Here is a 19,415-nt window from a genome sequence, read left to right as displayed (position 1 = left end):
ATGAGCGTCTATGACCATTATCGACCAAGTGAACGCGCGTTCGTTGAACAAGTGCTCGACTGGGTACAACAAGTGGAGAATAGCTATGTGTTGAAATTGACGGATTTTCTAGATCCACGTGAACAGCAAATCGTCAAACAACTCGTCGGGAAACAACTTGTCATTCATGATGATGGCGGATTTGAAGGCGCGGAACGACGTCGTCTGATTTTAGCGCCGGATTACTATGAACTCAATCCAGATGATTTTGAGATTGAGATCCGTCGAATCGAGTACCCAACAAAATTCGTGGACTTGACGCATCGACAAGTGACAGGGACATTGCTGAACGCTGGACTGAAACGTCAAAAGTTCGGAGATGTCGTTCTTGACGATGAGATTGTACAATTTGCGACGACGCGTGAAGCGGTCGGGTTCATTGAAATGAATCTTGAACGTGTCGGAAAAGCGAGAGTTCGCATTTCTTCCGTGCCAAAAGACGAGGTTCTTGTCGTCCCTGCGACCGAATGGATCGAAGGGTTCGGCATCGTCTCTTCCTTACGATTTGATACGGTCGCAAGCGAGGTGCTTAACATCTCTCGGCAAAAAGCGCAGGCGCTCGTCAAACATGGCGACTGTAAAGTGAATCATAAAGTCATTGAAGACGCGAGCTTCATCCTTGAACCGGATGATCTTTTATCCGTCCGTGGATATGGTCGCATCAAATTGATGGAGATTCTCGGATCGACCAAACGTGAAAAAATTAAAATCCAGTATGGCACCATACGTTGAAATTAGGAGGAAAGTCGAATGGCGTTGACACCGATTGATATTCATAATAAAGAATTCTCTTCCCGTTTTCGTGGGTACGACATCGATGAGGTCAATGAATTTTTAGATCAAATCATTAAAGAGTTCGAACTATTGATTCGTGAGAATCGACGGTATGAAGAACTTGTCAACGATATGCAAGCCCGCATTGACTACTTCTCCTCGATGGAAGATACGTTGAACAAATCGATTATCGTCGCGCAGGAAGCGGCGGAAGAAGTGAAGAACAATGCTCAAAAAGAAGCGAGTCTCATCTTGAAACAAGCGGAACGTGAAGCGTTCGCTCGTGAAGAGGAAGCGGCGCGCAAAGAGCAACTTGCTGAACGAGAAGTCGTTCAAATGCTCAAGAAAGTCGAGTTGTATCGGACACGCTTCCGCGTCCTCGTCGATGCGCAAATGGAACTTCTCAACAGTACGGAATGGGAAACGATTGTCGGGGAACCGCCTGTGCAGACGGTTCTTGACGATAGAACAGAACTTGCGTATAATGACGACGAAGTCACAAGTAATGAAGAACAACACGGATAAATGATCAACACGTTGAGTAGGACGCGTCGATCGAGTCATACCTACGAAGCGACTTAGGGACGGTGAGAGCCTAGGAGAAAGACTTGAATCGGTATCCCCTATGAGTCGTCACGCTGAACTGAAGTAAGCGTGACCGCCTGACCTCGTTATCGGTTACCGAGAGCGGTCTCATGATGATGAGACTAGTAGGGTGGTACCGCGAGTCAACCAACTCGTCCCTATCAGGGATGGGTTGGTTTTTTTTGTTTTCTAAAAAATGTTGATGGAGGAGTTTCGATGAACTACAAAGACACGCTATTAATGCCAAACACAGAATTCGCGATGCGTGGGAATTTACCAAAGCGCGAGCCAGCGATGCAAACAGAATGGGAAGATATGGACCTTTACAACAAGGTACAAGAAAAAAATGCTGGGAAACCACAATATATCTTACATGATGGACCTCCATATGCGAACGGTGACATCCACATGGGACACGCGATGAACAAAGTATTGAAAGACATCATCGTTCGTTTCAAAGGGATGAACGGCTATCAGTCTCCAATGATTCCAGGATGGGACACGCACGGTCTTCCAATCGAGAACGCCCTTCAAAAAGCAGGCGTCAATCGTAAGGAAATGACAGTCGCGGAATTCCGTGAAAAGTGTGCAGAGTATGCGATGGAGCAAGTGAACTCGCAACGCGAACAATTCAAACGTCTCGGTCTTCTCGCAGACTTTGAGAACCCATACATCACGCTCCTTCCTGAATACGAAGCGGCACAGATTCGTTTGTTCGGGTCGATGGCTGAGAAGGGTTATATCTACAAAGGGAAAAAACCGGTTTACTGGTCACCATCTTCCGAGTCGGCACTCGCGGAAGCAGAGATTGAATATTACGATAAAAAATCACCGGCTATCTACGTGGCGTTCCGTGTCGTGGACGGTAAAGATACGTTGACGTCAGACGATCACTTCGTCATCTGGACGACGACGCCTTGGACAATCCCGGCGAACCTTGGAATCGCGGTAAGTGACGAGTTGACTTACACGCGTATCGAACATGAAGGAAAAGGCTATATCGTCGCGGAAACGCTCGTTGAAGAAGTGACGGCAGCACTCGGATGGACGGATTACACAGTGAGTGGGTCTTGGAACGGACGTGACTTCGAGTACATGACGGCCCAACATCCATTGTATGACCGGACGTCACTCGTCATCCTTGGCGACCACGTCACTGCGGATGCGACTGGACTCGTACACACAGCACCTGGACACGGGGAAGACGACTATCGCGTCGGACAGGCTTACGGATTAGACGTCCTTTGCCCGGTGGATGACCGTGGCTATATGACAGACGAAGCCCCTGGTTTCGAAGGTCTCTTCTACGAAGATGCGAACAAACAAATTGGTTTGAAGCTTGAAGAGAACGGCTACTTGCTCAACTTGAAGTTCATCAAACACTCGTACCCGCATGACTGGCGTACGAAGAAGCCGGTCATCTTCCGTGCGACACCACAATGGTTCGCGTCCATCAAAGATTTCCGTGAAGACATGCTCCGTGAGATTGAGGAAGTGAACTGGGTCCCTGAATGGGGAATGACACGTCTCTACAACATGGTCCGTGACCGTGGAGATTGGGTCATCAGCCGTCAGCGTGCCTGGGGAGTTCCAATCCCAATCTTCTATGCGGAAGATGGAACGGAAATCATCACGAACGAGACAATCGACCACATCGCCAACTTATTCCGTGAGCACGGTTCAAACGTTTGGTATGAGCGTGAAGCGAAAGATCTTCTCCCTGCAGGGTTCACTCACCCTAACAGTCCGAACGGTGAATTCCGTAAAGAGCTCGACATCATGGACGTCTGGTTCGATTCAGGTTCTTCACACGCTGGTGTATTAGAAGAACGCGAAAACCTTCGTCGTCCGGCAGACCTTTACCTTGAAGGATCGGACCAATATCGTGGTTGGTTCAACTCGTCACTCTCGACGGCCGTTGCGACGACTGGGAAAGCACCGTACCGGAATGTCTTGAGTCACGGATTCGTCCTCGATGGGGACGGACGCAAAATGTCGAAATCGCTCGGTAACACGATTGCACCGAACGATCTTGTGAAGCAGTATGGCGCAGAAATCGTACGCCTTTGGGTCGCATCCGTCGATTACCAGTCGGACGTACGTGCGTCACACGATAACTTCAAACAGGTGTCAGAAGTTTACCGGAAGATGCGTAACACGATTCGCTTCTTACTCGGGAACTTGAACGGGTTCGAGCCATCGATGCGTGTCGCATTCGACGATATGCCGGAAGCGGACCGCTTCATGGCGACGAAGCTCAAACAATTGCAGACAAAAGTTGTCAAAGCATATGATGAGTTTGACTTTATGGCCGTGTATCACCTCGTTCATAACTTCTGTGTCAACGAGTTGTCATCGTTCTACCTCGACTTCACAAAAGATATCCTATATATCGAACGTGAAGACGATCTCCGTCGTCGTGCCGTTCAGACTGTCATGTACGATGCCGTCGTCCTCTTGACGAAACTATTGGCTCCAATCCTTCCACACACTGCCGATGAGGCATGGAAAGAAGTGCCTGGAAAGTCAGAAGCAAGCATCTTCTTGACGGATTTAGAAGAAGTGAGCGCGCTCACAGGAGACGAAACGGCATTACTCGAGAAGTGGTCGAAATTCCTCGTCTTCCGTGACGATGTCCTCAAAGCGATTGAAATCGCACGTGGCGAGAAGTTGATCGGGAAACCGCTCGAGGCGAAGTTGATTCTCGCACCAAAAGCAGAGACTGCCGACTTGTTGAACACGATCGACAACGTCAGCCAACTGCTTCAAGTATCGCAAGTGGAGTGGGCTGAGACGGCAGACGTCGATTATGCGACGACGAAAATCACAGTCATGAAAGCAGATGGAGCCGCTTGTGCACGTTGTTGGACATACTCGACAGAGCTTGGACAAAACGAAGAGCATCCAGAGCTTTGCCCGCGCTGTGCATCAGTAATCGGTTAAGACGAACCGGAGTGGCGTCCCCACTCCGGTTTCTTAACGGCTTGAAAGGAGACGCATATGAAACGATATTATGGATTGGCGCTCATCTTGATTTTGATCGATCAACTCACAAAATGGGTGGTCGTTCAGACGATGACAATTGGTCAATCGATTGAAGTCATCCCGAACTTGTTATATTGGACGTCCTACCGCAACAAAGGAGCGGCTTGGGGGATGTTAGAAGGACAGATGGCGTTCTTCTTTATCATCACCATCCTCGTCGTTGCCGGACTCGTTTACTTCTTGCACAAAGAAGTGAACGGCTATCAGCTCCTCGGATATAGTGTCGGATTACTGTTAGCCGGTGCCATCGGTAACTTTATCGATCGCTTGTTCCGGAGCGAAGTCGTCGACTTTGTCGATACGTATCCGTTCGGATACAACTTCCCAATCTTTAACGTGGCTGATATGGCACTCACATTCGGTGTCATCTTGATGGTCATCGGGATTTTATTTGAAGAAAAATTACACAAAGAAAGGGGACAATCGTAATGGAATCGTATACTTTTGTCGCCGATGAAAAGGCAAGGATTGATAAGTGGGTCAGTGACCGTGGTGAATGGTCACGCTCGCAAGTACAGGAATGGATCAAGACGGGGGCCCTCCTCGTCAACGGTAGTGCCGTGAAAGCGAACTACAAGCTTCAAGTGGGGGATGAAGTAGAAGTGAATGTGCCGGAAGCGGTCGAACTCGAAGTGTTGCCTGAAGACATTCCGCTCGAGATCGTCTTTGAAGATGAAGACGTCATCGTCGTCAACAAGGCACGCGGGATGGTCGTTCACCCTGCAGCCGGTCACACGTCAGGGACGCTCGTCAATGCGCTACTTTATCATTGCGATGACCTCTCGGGCATCAACGGAGTCAAACGTCCCGGAATCGTCCATCGGATTGATAAGGACACGACGGGTCTTCTCATGGTCGCTAAAAATGACTTGGCTCATGAGTCGCTCGCGAGCCAGTTGAAAGACAAGACCATCAAACGGGAGTATATCGCGCTCGTCCATGGTGAACTCGTTCACGAACTCGGAACGATTGAAGCTCCGATCGGTCGTGATACGAATGATCGTCAGCGTATGACCGTGACGGACCGGAACGCAAAAGAAGCCGTGACACACTTCCGTTTACTCGAACGTTATAAAGACTTCACGCTCGTGGAGTGTAAATTAGAAACGGGACGCACGCACCAGATCCGTGTACACATGCGTTATATCGGTCATCCGCTCGCCGGTGACCCGAAATATGGTCCACGCCGCACGATTGATTTAGGCGGTCAAGCGCTCCATGCGGCAACGCTCGGGTTCCACCATCCACGTACGAAAGAATGGATGGAGTTTGAGGCCCCATTACCAGAAGACTTCAATGCGGAACTCGCAAAATTGGATAAAATCGAGAAAACTCGTTGACTTCTGTCACATTCCGATTTATAGTCTAGGAAGCATAACACCTTTAAACCCAGTCCAGAGAGGCTGTGAAAGGATTGTGACCGCGGTCACATGTACGTCAATTCAACCCCGGCAGTCGTATGCCGTTTTTGATGAAGACTCCCTTTCCAGCCGGATGAGGGAGTCTTCTTTTTTACTGAAGTTTGGAAGGAGGAATCACGTGAAACAATCAGTCATTTTAGATGAGTCAGCCATCCGTCGTGCCTTGACCCGAATCGCACACGAGATTATCGAGCGAAACAAAGGAATCGATGACGTCGTCCTCGTCGGAATCAAGACGAGAGGCGAGACGCTCGCTGACCGACTCGCTCGCCGAATCGAGGAGATTGAAGGCAAGCCGGTCGCACTCGGCAATCTCGATATCACGCTTTACCGGGATGACTTATCGAAGAAGTCGTTAGACCCTGAAGTCAAAGCGACAGAGCTACCCCATGATATCAATGGAAAGACGGTCGTCCTCGTCGACGACGTCCTCTATACCGGTCGAACAGTTCGTGCCGCAATGGACGCGCTTGTCGACCATGGTCGTCCGGATTATATCCAACTCGCTGTCTTGATTGACCGAGGCCATCGGGAACTCCCGATTCGACCAGATTTTATCGGTAAGAACGTTCCGACGTCCAAGTCCGAGCAAGTCGTTGTCCGACTCAGTGAAGTCGACACGGCGGATGAAGTCACGATCCATCAGCAATAAACGCATACCTTTAAGGTGGTCCAGAGAGGCCAGGAAGGAGAATTCAAAATGAAACAACCTGTTCTACACATCCACGAGCGTCCAGCTCACTTTCCACAATGGCTATTATTCAGCCTTCAACACGTCTTCGCCATGTTCGGAGCGACGATTTTAGTCCCGATTTTGACAGGATTAAATACATCGGTCGCCCTCGTCGCTTCCGGCGTGGCCACGCTCTCATTCTTAGCGATTACACGCTTCAAAGTCCCAACATACTTAGGTTCAAGTTTTGCCTACATCGCCCCGATTATAGCGGTCAGCCAGCAATGGGGTGTCGAAGCCGCACTCTTCGGCGGAATCGTCGCCGGGTCTGTATACGGGGTCGTTTCCTTGATCATCTATAAAACGGGCGTCAACTGGTTGCTCCGATTGCTCCCACCCGTCGTCGTCGGACCGGTCATCATGGTCATCGGACTCTCGCTCGCACCGGTCGCCATCGACATGTCGATGAATCAAGACGGTGCCTATAACGGAACGTTCATGACGACTGCCCTGCTTACACTTGGAATCACGATGCTCGCCATGACGAAGCTGAAAGGTGTCTGGGGTGCCGTCCCGATCCTCTTTGGAATCGTTGGAGGATACGCAGTCGCAGCCGCATTCGGCATCATCGATTACTCACCGATTCAACAAGCCAGCCTGTTCCAACTTCCTGACTTCACGATGGTGTTCGTCGACTACATGCCGATGTGGCAAGTCGGGGCCCTTCTCGCCATCGTTCCGGTCGCGCTCGTCACAATGACGGAGCACATCGGAGATCAAATGGTCACGTCGAAAATCATCGGACGAGAGACGATGAAAGACCCAGGTCTCCATCGCACGCTACTCGGAGACGGAGTAGGAAAAGCCGTTGCCTCTGCACTCGGTGGACCACCATGTACGACTTACGGTGAGAACAACGGCGTCATGGCCATCACACGAGTCTACAGTGTCTACGTCATCGCCGGCGCAGCACTCATGGCCATCAGCTTCGGATTCCTCGGTCACATTGAAGCGTTCATCTCGACCATCCCGAACCCGGTCAAAGGTGGAATCTCGATCCTCTTGTTCGGTGTCATCGCGTCGAACGGATTACGGACGATGGTGGAGAGCAAAGTCGACTTGGCAGAAAAGCGCAACTTGATCATCTCATCGGTCATCCTCGTCATCGGACTCGGTGGTGCGATGGTTCAAATCGGGAGCTTCCCGGTACAAGGCATGGCGCTTGCGACGGTCGTCGGTATTTTGTTAAACGCCATCTTACCGCATGAAGAAGACGATACAGCAGTCGAAGTCAACACAACTGAAGAAACGAAACAAGCAAGTAACTTTTAATTCGATCCCGTGAGGTCGGCAAAGTGAAGGCTCGTTTATTTGGGTGTACCCTGCCCAGATAAAGGCGTCCCTTCACATCGGTGAAGAGGCGCCTTTTCTCTTTGCCTCTAATAAAAGGAGGAGACGAACATGAATACGATGCAAACAAACGTGAAACCGGTCAAACACTTCGTCAGTTTGGGCACACTTTCCCTTGAGGAGATCATGGGCATGATTGAAGAATCATTGCGCTACAAGCAAGGTGACCTCCCCCCACTATTTGATGGGAAAACGGTCGCAAACCTGTTCTTTGAAAACTCGACGCGTACGAAAAATTCGTTTCAAATGGCCGAGCGCCACTTGAACATGCAAGAGATTCCGTTCGATGTGACGACGTCATCGGTCACGAAAGGGGAGACGCTCTACGATACGTGTAAAACGCTCGAAGCCATCGGCGTGGACGCGCTCGTCATTCGACATCCGGAAGCGGGCTATTATCACGAACTTGTGGAGAAGTTGAATATCCCGGTGTTGAACGGAGGGGACGGGAGCGGGGAACATCCATCCCAATCATTGCTCGATCTCGTCACCATCTTTGAAGAGTTCGGAACGTTCCAAGGATTGAACGTCGCCATCTGTGGTGACCTCGTCCATAGTCGGGTCGCCCGCTCGAACGCAAGCGTCTTGAAGCGCCTCGGAGCAAACGTGGTCGGTTGTAGTCCTGCCTCTTGGTGGGATGACTCGATGGGGCTAGAGCGAAAAGAACTCGATGACATCCTAGGCGAATGTGACGTCATCATGTTGCTCCGTGTACAACACGAGCGCCATATCATGGGAGACGTCTTCTCGAAAGAAGCGTATCACACACAGTTCGGTTTGACGGTCGAACGCGTCGAGCGAATGAAAGCAGGCGCCATCATCATGCACCCGGCTCCGGTCAATCGGGATGTAGAGATTGCTGGAAGTCTGATCGAACATGAACGGTCACGCATCTTCCCACAAATGAAGAATGGGGTGTACGCCCGGATGAGCATCTTAAATCGAGCATTAGGAGGACAACAATGATACTTCAAAACGCGACATGGTATGACAAGGGAACGAAACGCACGACAAACATTCACGTGAAAGACGGAAAGATCGAATCACTCGACTATAAAGGGAAGACCACGGGACAAGAAATGCTCGATGCGACAGGTTATCTGCTCGCACCAGGACTCGTCGATGTCCACGTCCACTTGCGTGAACCAGGTGGCGAGGCGAAAGAGACGATTCGAACGGGAACGATGGCTGCCGCGGCGGGCGGGTTCACGACCATCTGCTCGATGCCGAACACGAGACCGGTTCCAGACGATCGCGAAACAATGGACGTCCTCCTTCAAAAAATCGAACAAGATGCGGTCGTACGTGTGTTACCTTACGCCGCTATCACGAAACGACAGCTCGGTGAAGAACAGGTCGACATGGAATCGCTCGCAGATGCCTTCGCCTTTACGGATGACGGTGTTGGTGTCCAATCGGCGGCGATGATGCGACAAGCCATGCGTGAAGCGAAACGATTGAACAAAGCAGTCGTCGCCCACTGTGAGGACAATACGTTGAAGGCCGGATCGGTCCACGAGGGCAAATTCAGTGAGGCGCATGGCATTCAAGGAATTCCGAGCCTTGCAGAGAGCATCCATATCGCTCGCGACGTTTTGATTGCTGAAGAGACAGGGTGTCATTATCATGTCTGTCACGTCTCATCCCGCCAATCGGTTCGTGTCATTCGGGATGCGAAACGAGCCGGCATTCACGTGACTGCAGAAGTGACGCCGCATCATCTCGTCTTGAGTGAGGATGATATTCCAGGACTCGATGCAAACTTCAAGATGAATCCACCGCTACGAAGCGAGGATGATCGACAGGCCCTCCTTGAGGGATTGTTTGACGGAACGATTGACATGATCGCAACGGATCATGCCCCCCATACAGTAGAAGAAAAGGCACAAGGGATAGAGCGGGCTCCGTTTGGGATTACCGGTTTCGAGACGGCCCTTCCACTTCTCTACACGACATTCGTGAAGACGGGCATCATGGAAGAGCGTCAGTTGCTCGACTGGATGACGAAACGTCCGAGCGACGTATTCGGTTTATCAAGAGGGGAACTGAAAGTTGGGGCGGATGCGGACCTGATTCTCATCGATACGGAAACGTCTCGGACGGTCGATCCTACGACATTTTATTCAAAAGGAAAGAATACACCGTTCGCAGGGGAAAAGCTTGTCGGATGGCCGGTCATGACGATGGTCGGTGGCGAAATTGTATATAAGGGGCGATTTGATGAAACGAACATTATGGCTTGAAGATGGAATGAAATTTGTCGGTAAAGGATTCGGGGCACCGGCTGATACGATGGGGGAAGTCGTCTTCCAGACAGGGATGACAGGATACCAAGAAATCTTATCGGATCCATCATACTGCGACCAAATGATTGTATTGACGAACCCATTGATCGGGAACTATGGCGTCAATCGTGAGGATTTTGAAACGACAATTCCGATGGCAAAAGCGTTGATTGTAAAAGAAGCATGCGATACGCCTTCGAACTTCCGTTCAACGGCGACACTCGATGCGACACTCACCCGCTTCGGCATTCCGGGGCTCTCGGATATCGATACACGGATGTTGACACGTCATTTACGAGCGAAAGGGGTCATGCGCGGTGTCCTCATCGATGGAGAGTTGACGTGGGACGAGGTACGGATCCGCTTTGATGAAGAATCGCCGAACGATCAAGTCGCACGCGTATCGACGAAGCGGACTTATGTGAGTACGGGAACCGGCCCTCGCATCGCTTTGATCGACTTCGGGGCGAAACTTGGAATCATGCGCGAGTTGATGAAACGAGATTGTGAGGTCGTCGTCTTTCCGCACGATGTGACGGCAGAGGACGTATTACGGTATGAGCCGGACGGTATCATGTTGTCAAATGGACCAGGAGATCCGAAAGACGTTCCGACCGCACTGCCGCTCATCGAGCAACTGATGCCGACGACACCGATGTTCGGAATTTGTCTCGGTCACCAGCTGATTGCTCTCGCAAACGGTGCAAACACCTTCAAGCTTCCGTTCGGACATCGTGGCGCGAATCATCCGGTGCTCGAGCTTGAGACTGGTGCCGTGACCATCACTTCTCAAAACCATGGATATGCGGTTGAGGAAACGTCACTGCTCGATACACCGCTCATCGTCACACACCGTGCGGTCAATGACGGAACGATCGAAGGGGTAAGACATCTCCATCACCCGACCTTCTCAGTACAGTATCATCCGGAGGCAGCACCAGGACCGTTCGACGCCAACGACTTATTTGACCGATTCATGCAACTCGTACAAGAAAACAAACAGAAAGTGGGAATTTGACATGCCAAAACGACCAGATATTCAGAAAATCCTCGTAATCGGATCAGGACCGATTGTAATCGGACAAGCAGCGGAGTTTGATTATGCTGGTACACAGGCATGTCTTGCCTTGAAAGAAGAAGGCTACGAAGTCATCCTCGTCAACTCGAATCCGGCCACCATCATGACGGATCCGACGACGGCGGACCGTGTCTATATCGAACCGCTCGAACCAGAATTCGTCGAGCGAATCATCCGGCAGGAACGTCCGGATGCACTCCTTGCCACGCTTGGCGGGCAGACAGGTTTGAACTTGGCTTTTGAACTCGACAAGCGGGGCGTCTTGCGAGATTGTGGCGTGGAGCTACTCGGGACGAAACTGTCTGCAATCGTTCAAGCGGAAGACCGGGAACAGTTCCGTAACTTGATGTTCGAACTTGGTCACGGCGTACCTGAAAGTGAGATCGTCCATACGCTCGAGTCTGCTTGGGGATTTGCGGAACGGATCGGGTACCCGATCATCATCCGACCTGCGTACACGCTCGGGGGAACCGGTGGCGGGATTGCCCATGACCGGGAGTCGTTCGAGCAAATCGTTGAATCTGGATTAAAGGCGAGTCCTGTGACGCAAGTCTTGCTCGAGAAATCGATTGCCGGGATGAAAGAAGTCGAGTTCGAGGTCATGCGTGACTCGAGTGACCAAGCCATCATCGTCTGTGCGATGGAAAACTTTGATCCGGTCGGAGTCCACACCGGTGACTCCATCGTATTCGCCCCTACGCAGACGCTGTCAGATCGGGATTATCAGATGCTTCGTAGCGTCTCTCTCGATATCATTCGGGCACTCGGGATCGAGGGTGGATGTAACATCCAATTCGCACTCGACCCAGACAGTTTCACGTACTACGTCATCGAAGTGAATCCACGTGTTTCACGGAGTTCAGCGCTCGCATCAAAAGCGACAGGCTATCCGATTGCCAAGCTGGCTGCGAAAGTCGCTGTCGGTTACAAGTTGTCAGAATTAAAAAACCCGGTCACCGAGACGAGCTACGCCTCGTTCGAACCGGCGCTCGATTACGTCGTCGCCAAAATCCCACGCTTCGCCTTCGATAAGTTTGAGTCCGCGGATCGCCGCTTAGGCACACAAATGAAGGCGACGGGTGAGGTCATGGCCATCGGTCGGAATTTAGAAGAGGCTTTGCTAAAAGCCGTTCGCTCGCTCGAGCTGGGGATGGAAGAACTTCACCTTCCACAACTTTCTGCATTAGACACAGAACAGCTCGAGCATGGACTCATTCATCCGACAGACGAGCGTCTGTTCATCGTCTATGAGGCCCTTCGTCGCGGATACTCGGTAGAAACGCTACACCAACTGACAAAAATCGATCGATTCTACTTACAGAAATTAAACCGGATCTGGCAAGCTGAGCAACAACTGATTAAGGAACCGTTGACATCAGAACGTCTGCTGGATGTGAAACGTCTAGGGTTCAGTGATGTGGCAATCGCGCGTATGCTGTCGATGGATACGGAAGCGGTTCGTACGAAACGGAAAGAATGGAACATTCGTCCCGTCTATAAGATGGTCGATACGTGCGCAGCCGAGTTCGCATCGGAGACACCGTACTTCTACGGGACGTATGAAGTGGAGAACGAAGCGGTGAAGACAGACCGGGAGTCCATCCTCGTCCTCGGATCAGGTCCGATTCGAATCGGACAAGGTGTCGAGTTCGACTATGCGACCGTCCACTCGATCGATACGATTCGCGATGCAGGATACGAAGCCATCATCATCAACAACAACCCGGAAACGGTCTCGACGGACTTCTCCATCTCCGATCGGTTGTACTTCGAGCCGTTGACAACAGAAGACGTGTTGGAGGTCATCGAGAACGAGAACCCGCTAGGTGTCATCGTCCAATTCGGTGGACAGACTGCCATCAACTTGGCGGCATCGCTAGAAGCGAACGGCGTGAAAATTCTTGGGACGACCCTCGAAGATATCGACCGTGCCGAAGACCGGAAGGCGTTCGAAGCCACATTGTCAGCGGAACGATTGGCTCAACCACCAGGAAAGACGGCGACAAATGTGGAAGAGGCCGTCGCTTGTGCGAACGAACTCGGCTATCCGGTACTCGTCCGACCATCGTACGTGCTCGGGGGACGAGCGATGGAAATCGTATATGAACAGTCTGAGCTTGAGCGGTACATGCGACATGCGGTCATCGCCTCAAAAGATCGACCGGTTCTCATCGATCGCTATTTAACGGGGATTGAGATTGAAGTCGATGCCATCTGTGACGGGACGGACGTCTATATCCCGGGGATCATGGAGCATATCGAACGTGCCGGCGTACATTCGGGTGATTCGATTGCCGTCTATCCGCCGCAACGACTCAGTGAAGAACTGAAACAAAAAGTCGTCGATTATACGATTAAGTTGGCGAAAGCGTTCCGCATCAAAGGTCTGCTCAACATCCAGTTCGTCTATGCGGATGACTTGTATGTCATCGAGGTGAACCCACGTGCGAGCCGGACGGTCCCATTCATCTCGAAAGTGACGGGGTTACCGGTCGCACGAATTGCTACGCAAACGATTCTTGGGACGAGTTTAAAAGAACTCGGTCTTGGGACAGGCATTCATCCTGAGTCGGACAGTATCTCGGTCAAAGTACCGGTCTTCTCGTTCGCGAAATTGAAAGAAGTAGACCCATCGCTCGGACCTGAGATGAAGTCGACAGGGGAGGTCATGGCGACAGATCGCACGCTCGAAAAAGCGCTCTATAAAGGGCTCGTCGCAGCAGGGATGAACATCGCCTTGAAAGGGAACGTGCTCATGACGATTGCCGACCATGACAAGGATGAGGCCATCGCCTTGGCGAAACGTTTCGACCGCCTCGGTTTCCGACTCATGGCAACGAGTGGGACGGCTGATTGTCTCGAAGCGGAACAGATGCGTGTTCGTCGAGTCGGGAAAATTCAAGAAGACGGTGAGACGATGCTCAGTGTGATCGAGCGAGGAGACGTCGACTTGATCATCAATACAACGAGTCGCGATGCACTCGTCACGAAAGACGGGTTCTTGATTCGAAGAACGGCCGCCGAGCAGGGCACGCTTTGCCTTACCTCGCTCGATACAGTCGAAGCGTTGTTACAAGTCATTGAAAGCCTGTCGTTCCAAACGGTCAGCATCCCGGCATTCACAACGTTCGGGGTGATGGTATGAGACATGACGTGACGATTGTCAGCAATCGACAAATCGCCAAAGCGACGATGGAAATGAAAGTCCGTTGCCCTGGGGTGGAGGTCGCCCCTGGGACGTTCTTTCACATCAAGACGTCCGGTCTGTTACGTCGGCCGTTATCGGTGGCGAACGTCGAGGGGGACGAAATCACCTTCTTATACAAAGTGATTGGGGAAGGGACAACTGAGCTGGCAGGGAAACGAGTGGGGGACACGCTAGACGTCCTTGGTCCGCTCGGGAACGGTTTTCCCCTAGCGCAACATGGAAAGCGAGTCGTCCTGGTCGGAGGTGGGATTGGGGTCCCACCGCTTTACTACGTCAGACGCCGACTCCATGAGATGGGCATTGAAACGATTGCGATTCTCGGGTTTGATTCAAAAGAAAGCGTCTTTTATGAAGATGCTTTTCGTGAACTTGGTAAGACAATCATCACGACAGTAGACGGTACTCACGGGGAGCTTGGCTTCGTCACCGGCCCCCTCGCACGCATCCAAGCCGATGTGTTGTTCAGCTGTGGTCCGGAAGCGATGTTAAAGGCAGTTGCCACTTCGCCCATTCCTGAACGATATCTCTCAATCGAGAATCGGATGGGTTGTGGCATCGGTGCTTGTTTTGCCTGTGTCTGTCAAGCACCGGGGGGCTATGTGAAAGTCTGTAGTGACGGTCCGGTATTCAATGCGGAAGAGGTGCTGTTATGAGATTGAATGTCGAGTTACCAGGTCTTCGTTTAAAAAACCCAATTATTCCGGCTTCCGGATGTTTCGGATTTGGAGAGGAATTCGCGAAACTGTATGACCTCTCCATCTTAGGAGGCATCATGATCAAAGCAGCGACGGAGGAATCGAGATTCGGAAATCCGACCCCACGTGTCGCCGAGACGGCACAGGGCATGCTCAACGCGATCGGACTTCAAAATCCAGGTGTCGATGCGATCATCGAAGAAAAATTACCATTCCTCTCAACGTTCGACACGGAGATCATCGCCAACGTTGCCGGTTCGACGCCAGATGAATACGTGGAAGTCGCCCGTCGAATCAGCGCCGACCCGACGATTAAAGCCATCGAATTGAACATCTCATGCCCGAACGTGAAATGTGGGGGCATGCAGTTCGGGACGGACCCGGTGATGGCCGCAGAACTCACGCGACTCGTCAAAGCGGCTTCGAGTAAGCCGGTCTATGTCAAACTGTCTCCGAACGTCACGTCGATCACGGACATGGCGCGAGCTGTCGAGGCGGCCGGCGCGGACGGCTTGACGATGATCAACACACTCGTAGGGATGCGAATCAATATCGAGACAGGTCGACCGATTTTAGCGAACCGAATCGGTGGGTTATCCGGTCCGGCCATCAAACCGGTAGCGGTCCGGATGGTGTATGAAGTCGCACAAGCGGTCGACATTCCTATCATCGCCATGGGCGGGGTTCGGACGGTCGACGATGTGCTCGAGTTTATTTACGCGGGGGCTTCTGCCGTTGCCGTCGGGACGGCGAACTTTGAAAATCCATACGTCTGTCAGGAAATCATTGAAGCGTTACCGGCACGACTTGATTCACTCGGAATCGAACATATTTTGGATGTGAGGGGGAAGGCCTATGCGCAACTTGTATCTCGCCCTTGACGTGGAAATGCGGGACGAAGCGTTTCATTTGTTGAAACGATTTTCAAACCGACCGGCTGTTAAAGTCGGGATGGAACTCTTTTATCGGGAAGGCGCACGCTTTGTCGAAGAATTGGTCGACGGGGGTTATCCGGTCTTTCTCGATGTGAAAGTACACGATATCCCGGAGACGGCACGCCGTACGATGCGACAAATCGGAAAACTCGGGGTGGCTGTGACGAATGTCCACACATTAGGTGGCGAAAAGATGATGCGCTATGCGTTAGACGGGTTACGCCAAGAGAATGATACGACTCGATTGATTGGGGTCACACAGTTGACGTCGACAGATGAGCGAATGATGCAGACAGAGCTCGGGATTGCCGGACGACTCGATCAAGCCGTTCTCAGACAAGCGACACTCGCGAAACAGGCGGGACTTGACGGAGTGGTCGCATCCGTCCAGGAAGCGAAAGCGATTCATCAGAAACTCGGGGACACGTTCATGACGGTCACACCGGGCATCCGACTCGGTGCAACCGAGGATGATCAAGTCCGTATCGCGACGCCGTATGAAGCGAGACTGGCGGGTGTTCACTCAATCGTCGTCGGTCGACCGATTACACGTGCGACTGATCCGATGGCCATGTACGACCAATTTATGAAGGAATGGGGACAAATGAATGAAACAAATCGCTGAGGCACTTTTACAGATTGAAGCCGTCACACTATCACCGACTGAGCCGTATACATGGTCGAGCGGATTGAAGAGTCCAATCTACTGCGACAATCGACTTACACTCAGTTTTCCGAATGTGCGTCAAGTCATTGTCGATGGATTGGTGAAGTCAGTGAATCCGACTGAAGTCGATGTGATTGCAGGGACGGCCACGGCAGGTATCCCTCACGGGGCGTTGCTCGCTGACCGACTCGGTCTCCCGTTCATTTATATCCGGTCGAGTGCAAAAGGGCATGGGAAAGGTAATCAAATTGAAGGGAAACTCGAGGCAGGCGCTCGAGTGCTCGTCATCGAGGATTTATTGTCGACCGGGATGTCAAGTATCGATGCGGCGAAGGCGATTCGTCAGGCGGGTGGTGACGTCATTGGGATTCAAGCCATCTTCTCGTACGGATTACCGGTTCTTCAGAAGAATCTAAGCGATGCAGATCTGACGGCAACATCGTTGACAACGTTCTCAGAATTGATTGAAGTGGCAGAGAGTACGGGCGTTCTAAACCGTTCGGAGCTCGATTCGCTTCGCGACTGGCAAGAAGATCCTCGTGCCTGGAGCGACCTCGTCACCTCTTAAGAATCCACCTTCGGGCGGATTCTTTTTCGATTCGGCATATGTCATACTTCATGGTAAAATAACGGAAGTGATTCGAAAAGGAGAGGCATATGGCGTATTCAAGAAGCAAAGAGAAGACATGGAACGCACGATTTCGTGCAATTCCAAAACATCGTAAAGTCGCCTTCGGTCTCGTCTTGATAATCATTCCAGCGCTCTTTTTAGTGAATTTATTTGTGTTCAGCCATTTATTAGCGCTAGGAGACCAGTATGAAGACCGATATCAAATGAAGAAATTGCGACTCGAAACATACCATGGGAATGTGGAATTCGTTCGTAGTCCAAATGAAAAGGTACAGATTGAAGTGATGCAGACTAATTCGAAAGAACGCCGCATCAAAGTCAAGTCAGTCGGGGATACCATCTACGTCGTCGAGCGATATGGATGGTTCAGCTATTTCGGAAGTCGAGCGAGTGATGAACCGTCGCGCTATAAGATTAAAGTCGCTTTGCCGAGCTCGATGACATCGGTTCATCTAGGAGCGGAGCAGGTGACAGGACAAGGGTTGAATGCGAAGACGATTGTCATGGATGTGAATGCCGTCAATTTGAAACAGATTGATAGTGATCGTCTACGGATTGAATCGAAAAGCGATACGACCATCGAATCGGTACGACTTGTGAACGGTGACATTCGCTCTTATCGTCATGCGACCGTCAGCGATGTTGTCGTCAATCAAGCGATGACCATCCAGACGGAAGCCGGGACGCTCAGTTACGCGCCGAAACATGCGACAGGACAAGTGAACGTGACGACGACCGGAAAAGTCTCGAGTAGCGACCGTTACGAAGAAGTCGAACCGGGTGTGTATCAATTGTCGACATCGAATCGACCGGTGGTGGAACTGATTTCTGAGACAGGAAAGGTCGAACTCAAATGAATGGGCAACGATACATCCCGAAAATCGGGTTACGTACGTTAAAAACTGGAATTGCCGTCGCCATCACCGTCGCCATCTCGTGGTATATCTTCGGGATTTATTCAGGGATGGGAGCCATCGCAGCAGTTGTGGCGATGCAACCGACCGTCAAGCGATCGTCTAAAATCGTATTCAGTCGCATATTCGGAACGGTCGTCGGTCTTATGTGCGGGCTCTTCATCGTCTATTTGTTCGGTGTCAATCCCCTCTCGATTGGATTAGCCGTCATCGTTTCGCTCACGCTTAACACGACGTTCGATAAAACCCACATGTCGACGTATGCGGCATTTGCCATCGTCATGATGCTCGAAAGTCCTACATCGGACTTTTTCCATTATGCGTGGACCCGTTCTCTATTAACGGCGGTTGGTGTATTCGTTTCACTCGGTGTCAATTACGCGTTCATGCCTCCTCGTTATGAGGACCGGTTATTGAACGAGGTACGTAAGACTTCTTCTTACTTGTTCCATCACTGGCGAGAGCTCGTCGGTTCCCCGGCAGAGCTGCTCGAGACGCGAGCCCGCATCCTTGGCCATCAAGAGCTTCATATGATGCTCCAAGAGGATATGAAAGTGACGAACGTCAAATTGAAGCATATGACAATCAAACAGTACCGATTGTTGATTCACCTTGAAGACAAGCTGGTCTTGTTGCTAGAGAGTCTCGCCGAGCATCGAGAAGCTTTCCTTTTGATGAGCGAGGAAGAGCGTCAGGCATTTGAGTCAGAATTTTTATATTTACTAGCGCATCATCACGACATTCTCTATACATGTGACAAGCCCTATTCGCTCTTCAAACTTCCACATGAAGATTTATCCGTTTCAGAAATTTTATACGGGCATTTGCTCGACTATCATGAACAGCTCGAGGCGTTCAAGCATGATCCGAAAACGTGAACCCTCTACACGTAGAAGACCCGCCATGATCATGACGGGTCCAGCTTGTTGACAAATAACATGTTCGAACTCGTCCTTCCGGCGCCCACGCTTTCCGCAGGCAATCCCGGAGCCGCATCGCGACCTAGGTCGCTGCTGGGTCTCCGTCGGATTGCTTGCCTCTAGGAAAGCGAGCCG

The 19,415-nt window shown here is 51.3% G+C and carries 17 protein-coding genes; all 17 read left to right on the top strand.

Annotation, left to right across the window (positions count from 1 at the left end; all coding sequences use genetic code 11):
• The 17 genes from KNO69_RS08390 (at nt 1) to KNO69_RS08310 (ending at nt 19,238) form a co-directional block, all read left to right on the top strand.
• Nucleotides 1–771 (top strand): YlmH family RNA-binding protein, encoded by a 771-nt coding sequence (locus KNO69_RS08390; RefSeq protein ID WP_078146656.1) that lies wholly within the window; start codon nt 1–3, stop codon nt 769–771.
• Nucleotides 772–789: 18 nt separating this feature from the next.
• Nucleotides 790–1,338, top strand: coding sequence for a DivIVA domain-containing protein (locus KNO69_RS08385; protein WP_214817351.1), 549 nt, complete (start codon nt 790–792; stop codon nt 1,336–1,338).
• 276 nt (nt 1,339–1,614) lie between these two features.
• Nucleotides 1,615–4,341, top strand: a complete 2,727-nt coding sequence (ileS, locus tag KNO69_RS08380) for an isoleucine--tRNA ligase (protein WP_214817349.1) — start codon at nt 1,615–1,617, stop codon at nt 4,339–4,341.
• Between the two features lie 57 nt (nt 4,342–4,398).
• Complete coding sequence (gene lspA, locus KNO69_RS08375; protein WP_078146657.1) at nt 4,399–4,872, top strand: signal peptidase II; 474 nt, start codon at nt 4,399–4,401, stop codon at nt 4,870–4,872.
• Nucleotides 4,872–5,783: an RluA family pseudouridine synthase gene (locus KNO69_RS08370; protein ID WP_015881322.1), complete on the top strand. Its 912-nt coding sequence runs from the start codon at nt 4,872–4,874 to the stop codon at nt 5,781–5,783. The genes lspA and KNO69_RS08370 overlap by 1 nt, the downstream gene beginning before the upstream one ends.
• 199 nt (nt 5,784–5,982) lie before the next feature.
• The gene (pyrR, locus tag KNO69_RS08365; RefSeq protein ID WP_015881323.1) at nt 5,983–6,516 is read left to right on the top strand and encodes a bifunctional pyr operon transcriptional regulator/uracil phosphoribosyltransferase PyrR; all 534 of its coding nucleotides are present in this window, start codon (nt 5,983–5,985) and stop codon (nt 6,514–6,516) included.
• Nucleotides 6,517–6,564: 48 nt separating this feature from the next.
• Nucleotides 6,565–7,869, top strand: coding sequence for a uracil-xanthine permease family protein (locus tag KNO69_RS08360; protein WP_214687909.1), 1,305 nt, complete (start codon nt 6,565–6,567; stop codon nt 7,867–7,869).
• Between the two features lie 129 nt (nt 7,870–7,998).
• The gene (locus KNO69_RS08355) at nt 7,999–8,913 is read left to right on the top strand and encodes an aspartate carbamoyltransferase catalytic subunit (protein ID WP_078146659.1); all 915 of its coding nucleotides are present in this window, start codon (nt 7,999–8,001) and stop codon (nt 8,911–8,913) included.
• Complete coding sequence (locus tag KNO69_RS08350; RefSeq protein ID WP_214817347.1) at nt 8,910–10,190, top strand: dihydroorotase; 1,281 nt, start codon at nt 8,910–8,912, stop codon at nt 10,188–10,190. The genes KNO69_RS08355 and KNO69_RS08350 overlap by 4 nt, the downstream gene beginning before the upstream one ends.
• Nucleotides 10,168–11,250, top strand: a complete 1,083-nt coding sequence (locus tag KNO69_RS08345) for a carbamoyl phosphate synthase small subunit (RefSeq protein WP_168169840.1) — start codon at nt 10,168–10,170, stop codon at nt 11,248–11,250. Before KNO69_RS08350 ends, KNO69_RS08345 begins: the two co-directional genes overlap by 23 nt.
• 1 nt (nt 11,251) lies before the next feature.
• Nucleotides 11,252–14,455 (top strand): carbamoyl-phosphate synthase large subunit, encoded by a 3,204-nt coding sequence (gene carB / locus KNO69_RS08340; protein ID WP_078146662.1) that lies wholly within the window; start codon nt 11,252–11,254, stop codon nt 14,453–14,455.
• The gene (locus KNO69_RS08335; RefSeq protein ID WP_214817345.1) at nt 14,452–15,171 is read left to right on the top strand and encodes a dihydroorotate dehydrogenase electron transfer subunit; all 720 of its coding nucleotides are present in this window, start codon (nt 14,452–14,454) and stop codon (nt 15,169–15,171) included. Before carB ends, KNO69_RS08335 begins: the two co-directional genes overlap by 4 nt.
• Nucleotides 15,168–16,094: a dihydroorotate dehydrogenase gene (locus KNO69_RS08330; protein WP_074037305.1), complete on the top strand. Its 927-nt coding sequence runs from the start codon at nt 15,168–15,170 to the stop codon at nt 16,092–16,094. Before KNO69_RS08335 ends, KNO69_RS08330 begins: the two co-directional genes overlap by 4 nt.
• Entirely contained in the window at nt 16,069–16,773 is a 705-nt protein-coding gene (pyrF, locus tag KNO69_RS08325; RefSeq protein WP_214817343.1) for an orotidine-5'-phosphate decarboxylase, read from the top strand. The genes KNO69_RS08330 and pyrF overlap by 26 nt, the downstream gene beginning before the upstream one ends.
• On the top strand, nt 16,757–17,383 hold the full coding sequence (gene pyrE, locus KNO69_RS08320; RefSeq protein ID WP_214817341.1) for an orotate phosphoribosyltransferase: 627 nt from the start codon (nt 16,757–16,759) through the stop codon (nt 17,381–17,383). Before pyrF ends, pyrE begins: the two co-directional genes overlap by 17 nt.
• Before the next feature lie 89 nt (nt 17,384–17,472).
• Nucleotides 17,473–18,303 carry a hypothetical protein gene (locus KNO69_RS08315; protein ID WP_214817338.1) on the top strand — a complete coding sequence of 277 codons (831 nt, stop codon included), beginning with the start codon at nt 17,473–17,475 and terminating at the stop codon, nt 18,301–18,303.
• Nucleotides 18,300–19,238, top strand: a complete 939-nt coding sequence (locus KNO69_RS08310) for an FUSC family protein (RefSeq protein WP_214817335.1) — start codon at nt 18,300–18,302, stop codon at nt 19,236–19,238. The genes KNO69_RS08315 and KNO69_RS08310 overlap by 4 nt, the downstream gene beginning before the upstream one ends.
• Nucleotides 19,239–19,415: the final 177 nt, after the last annotated feature.

The organism is Exiguobacterium sp. s131 (assembly GCF_018617345.1).
Taxonomy (GTDB): Bacteria; Bacillota; Bacilli; order Exiguobacteriales; family Exiguobacteriaceae; genus Exiguobacterium; species Exiguobacterium profundum.
Note: the sequence above shows the minus strand (reverse complement) of the source record. Positions and strands in the feature narration are given on the sequence as shown.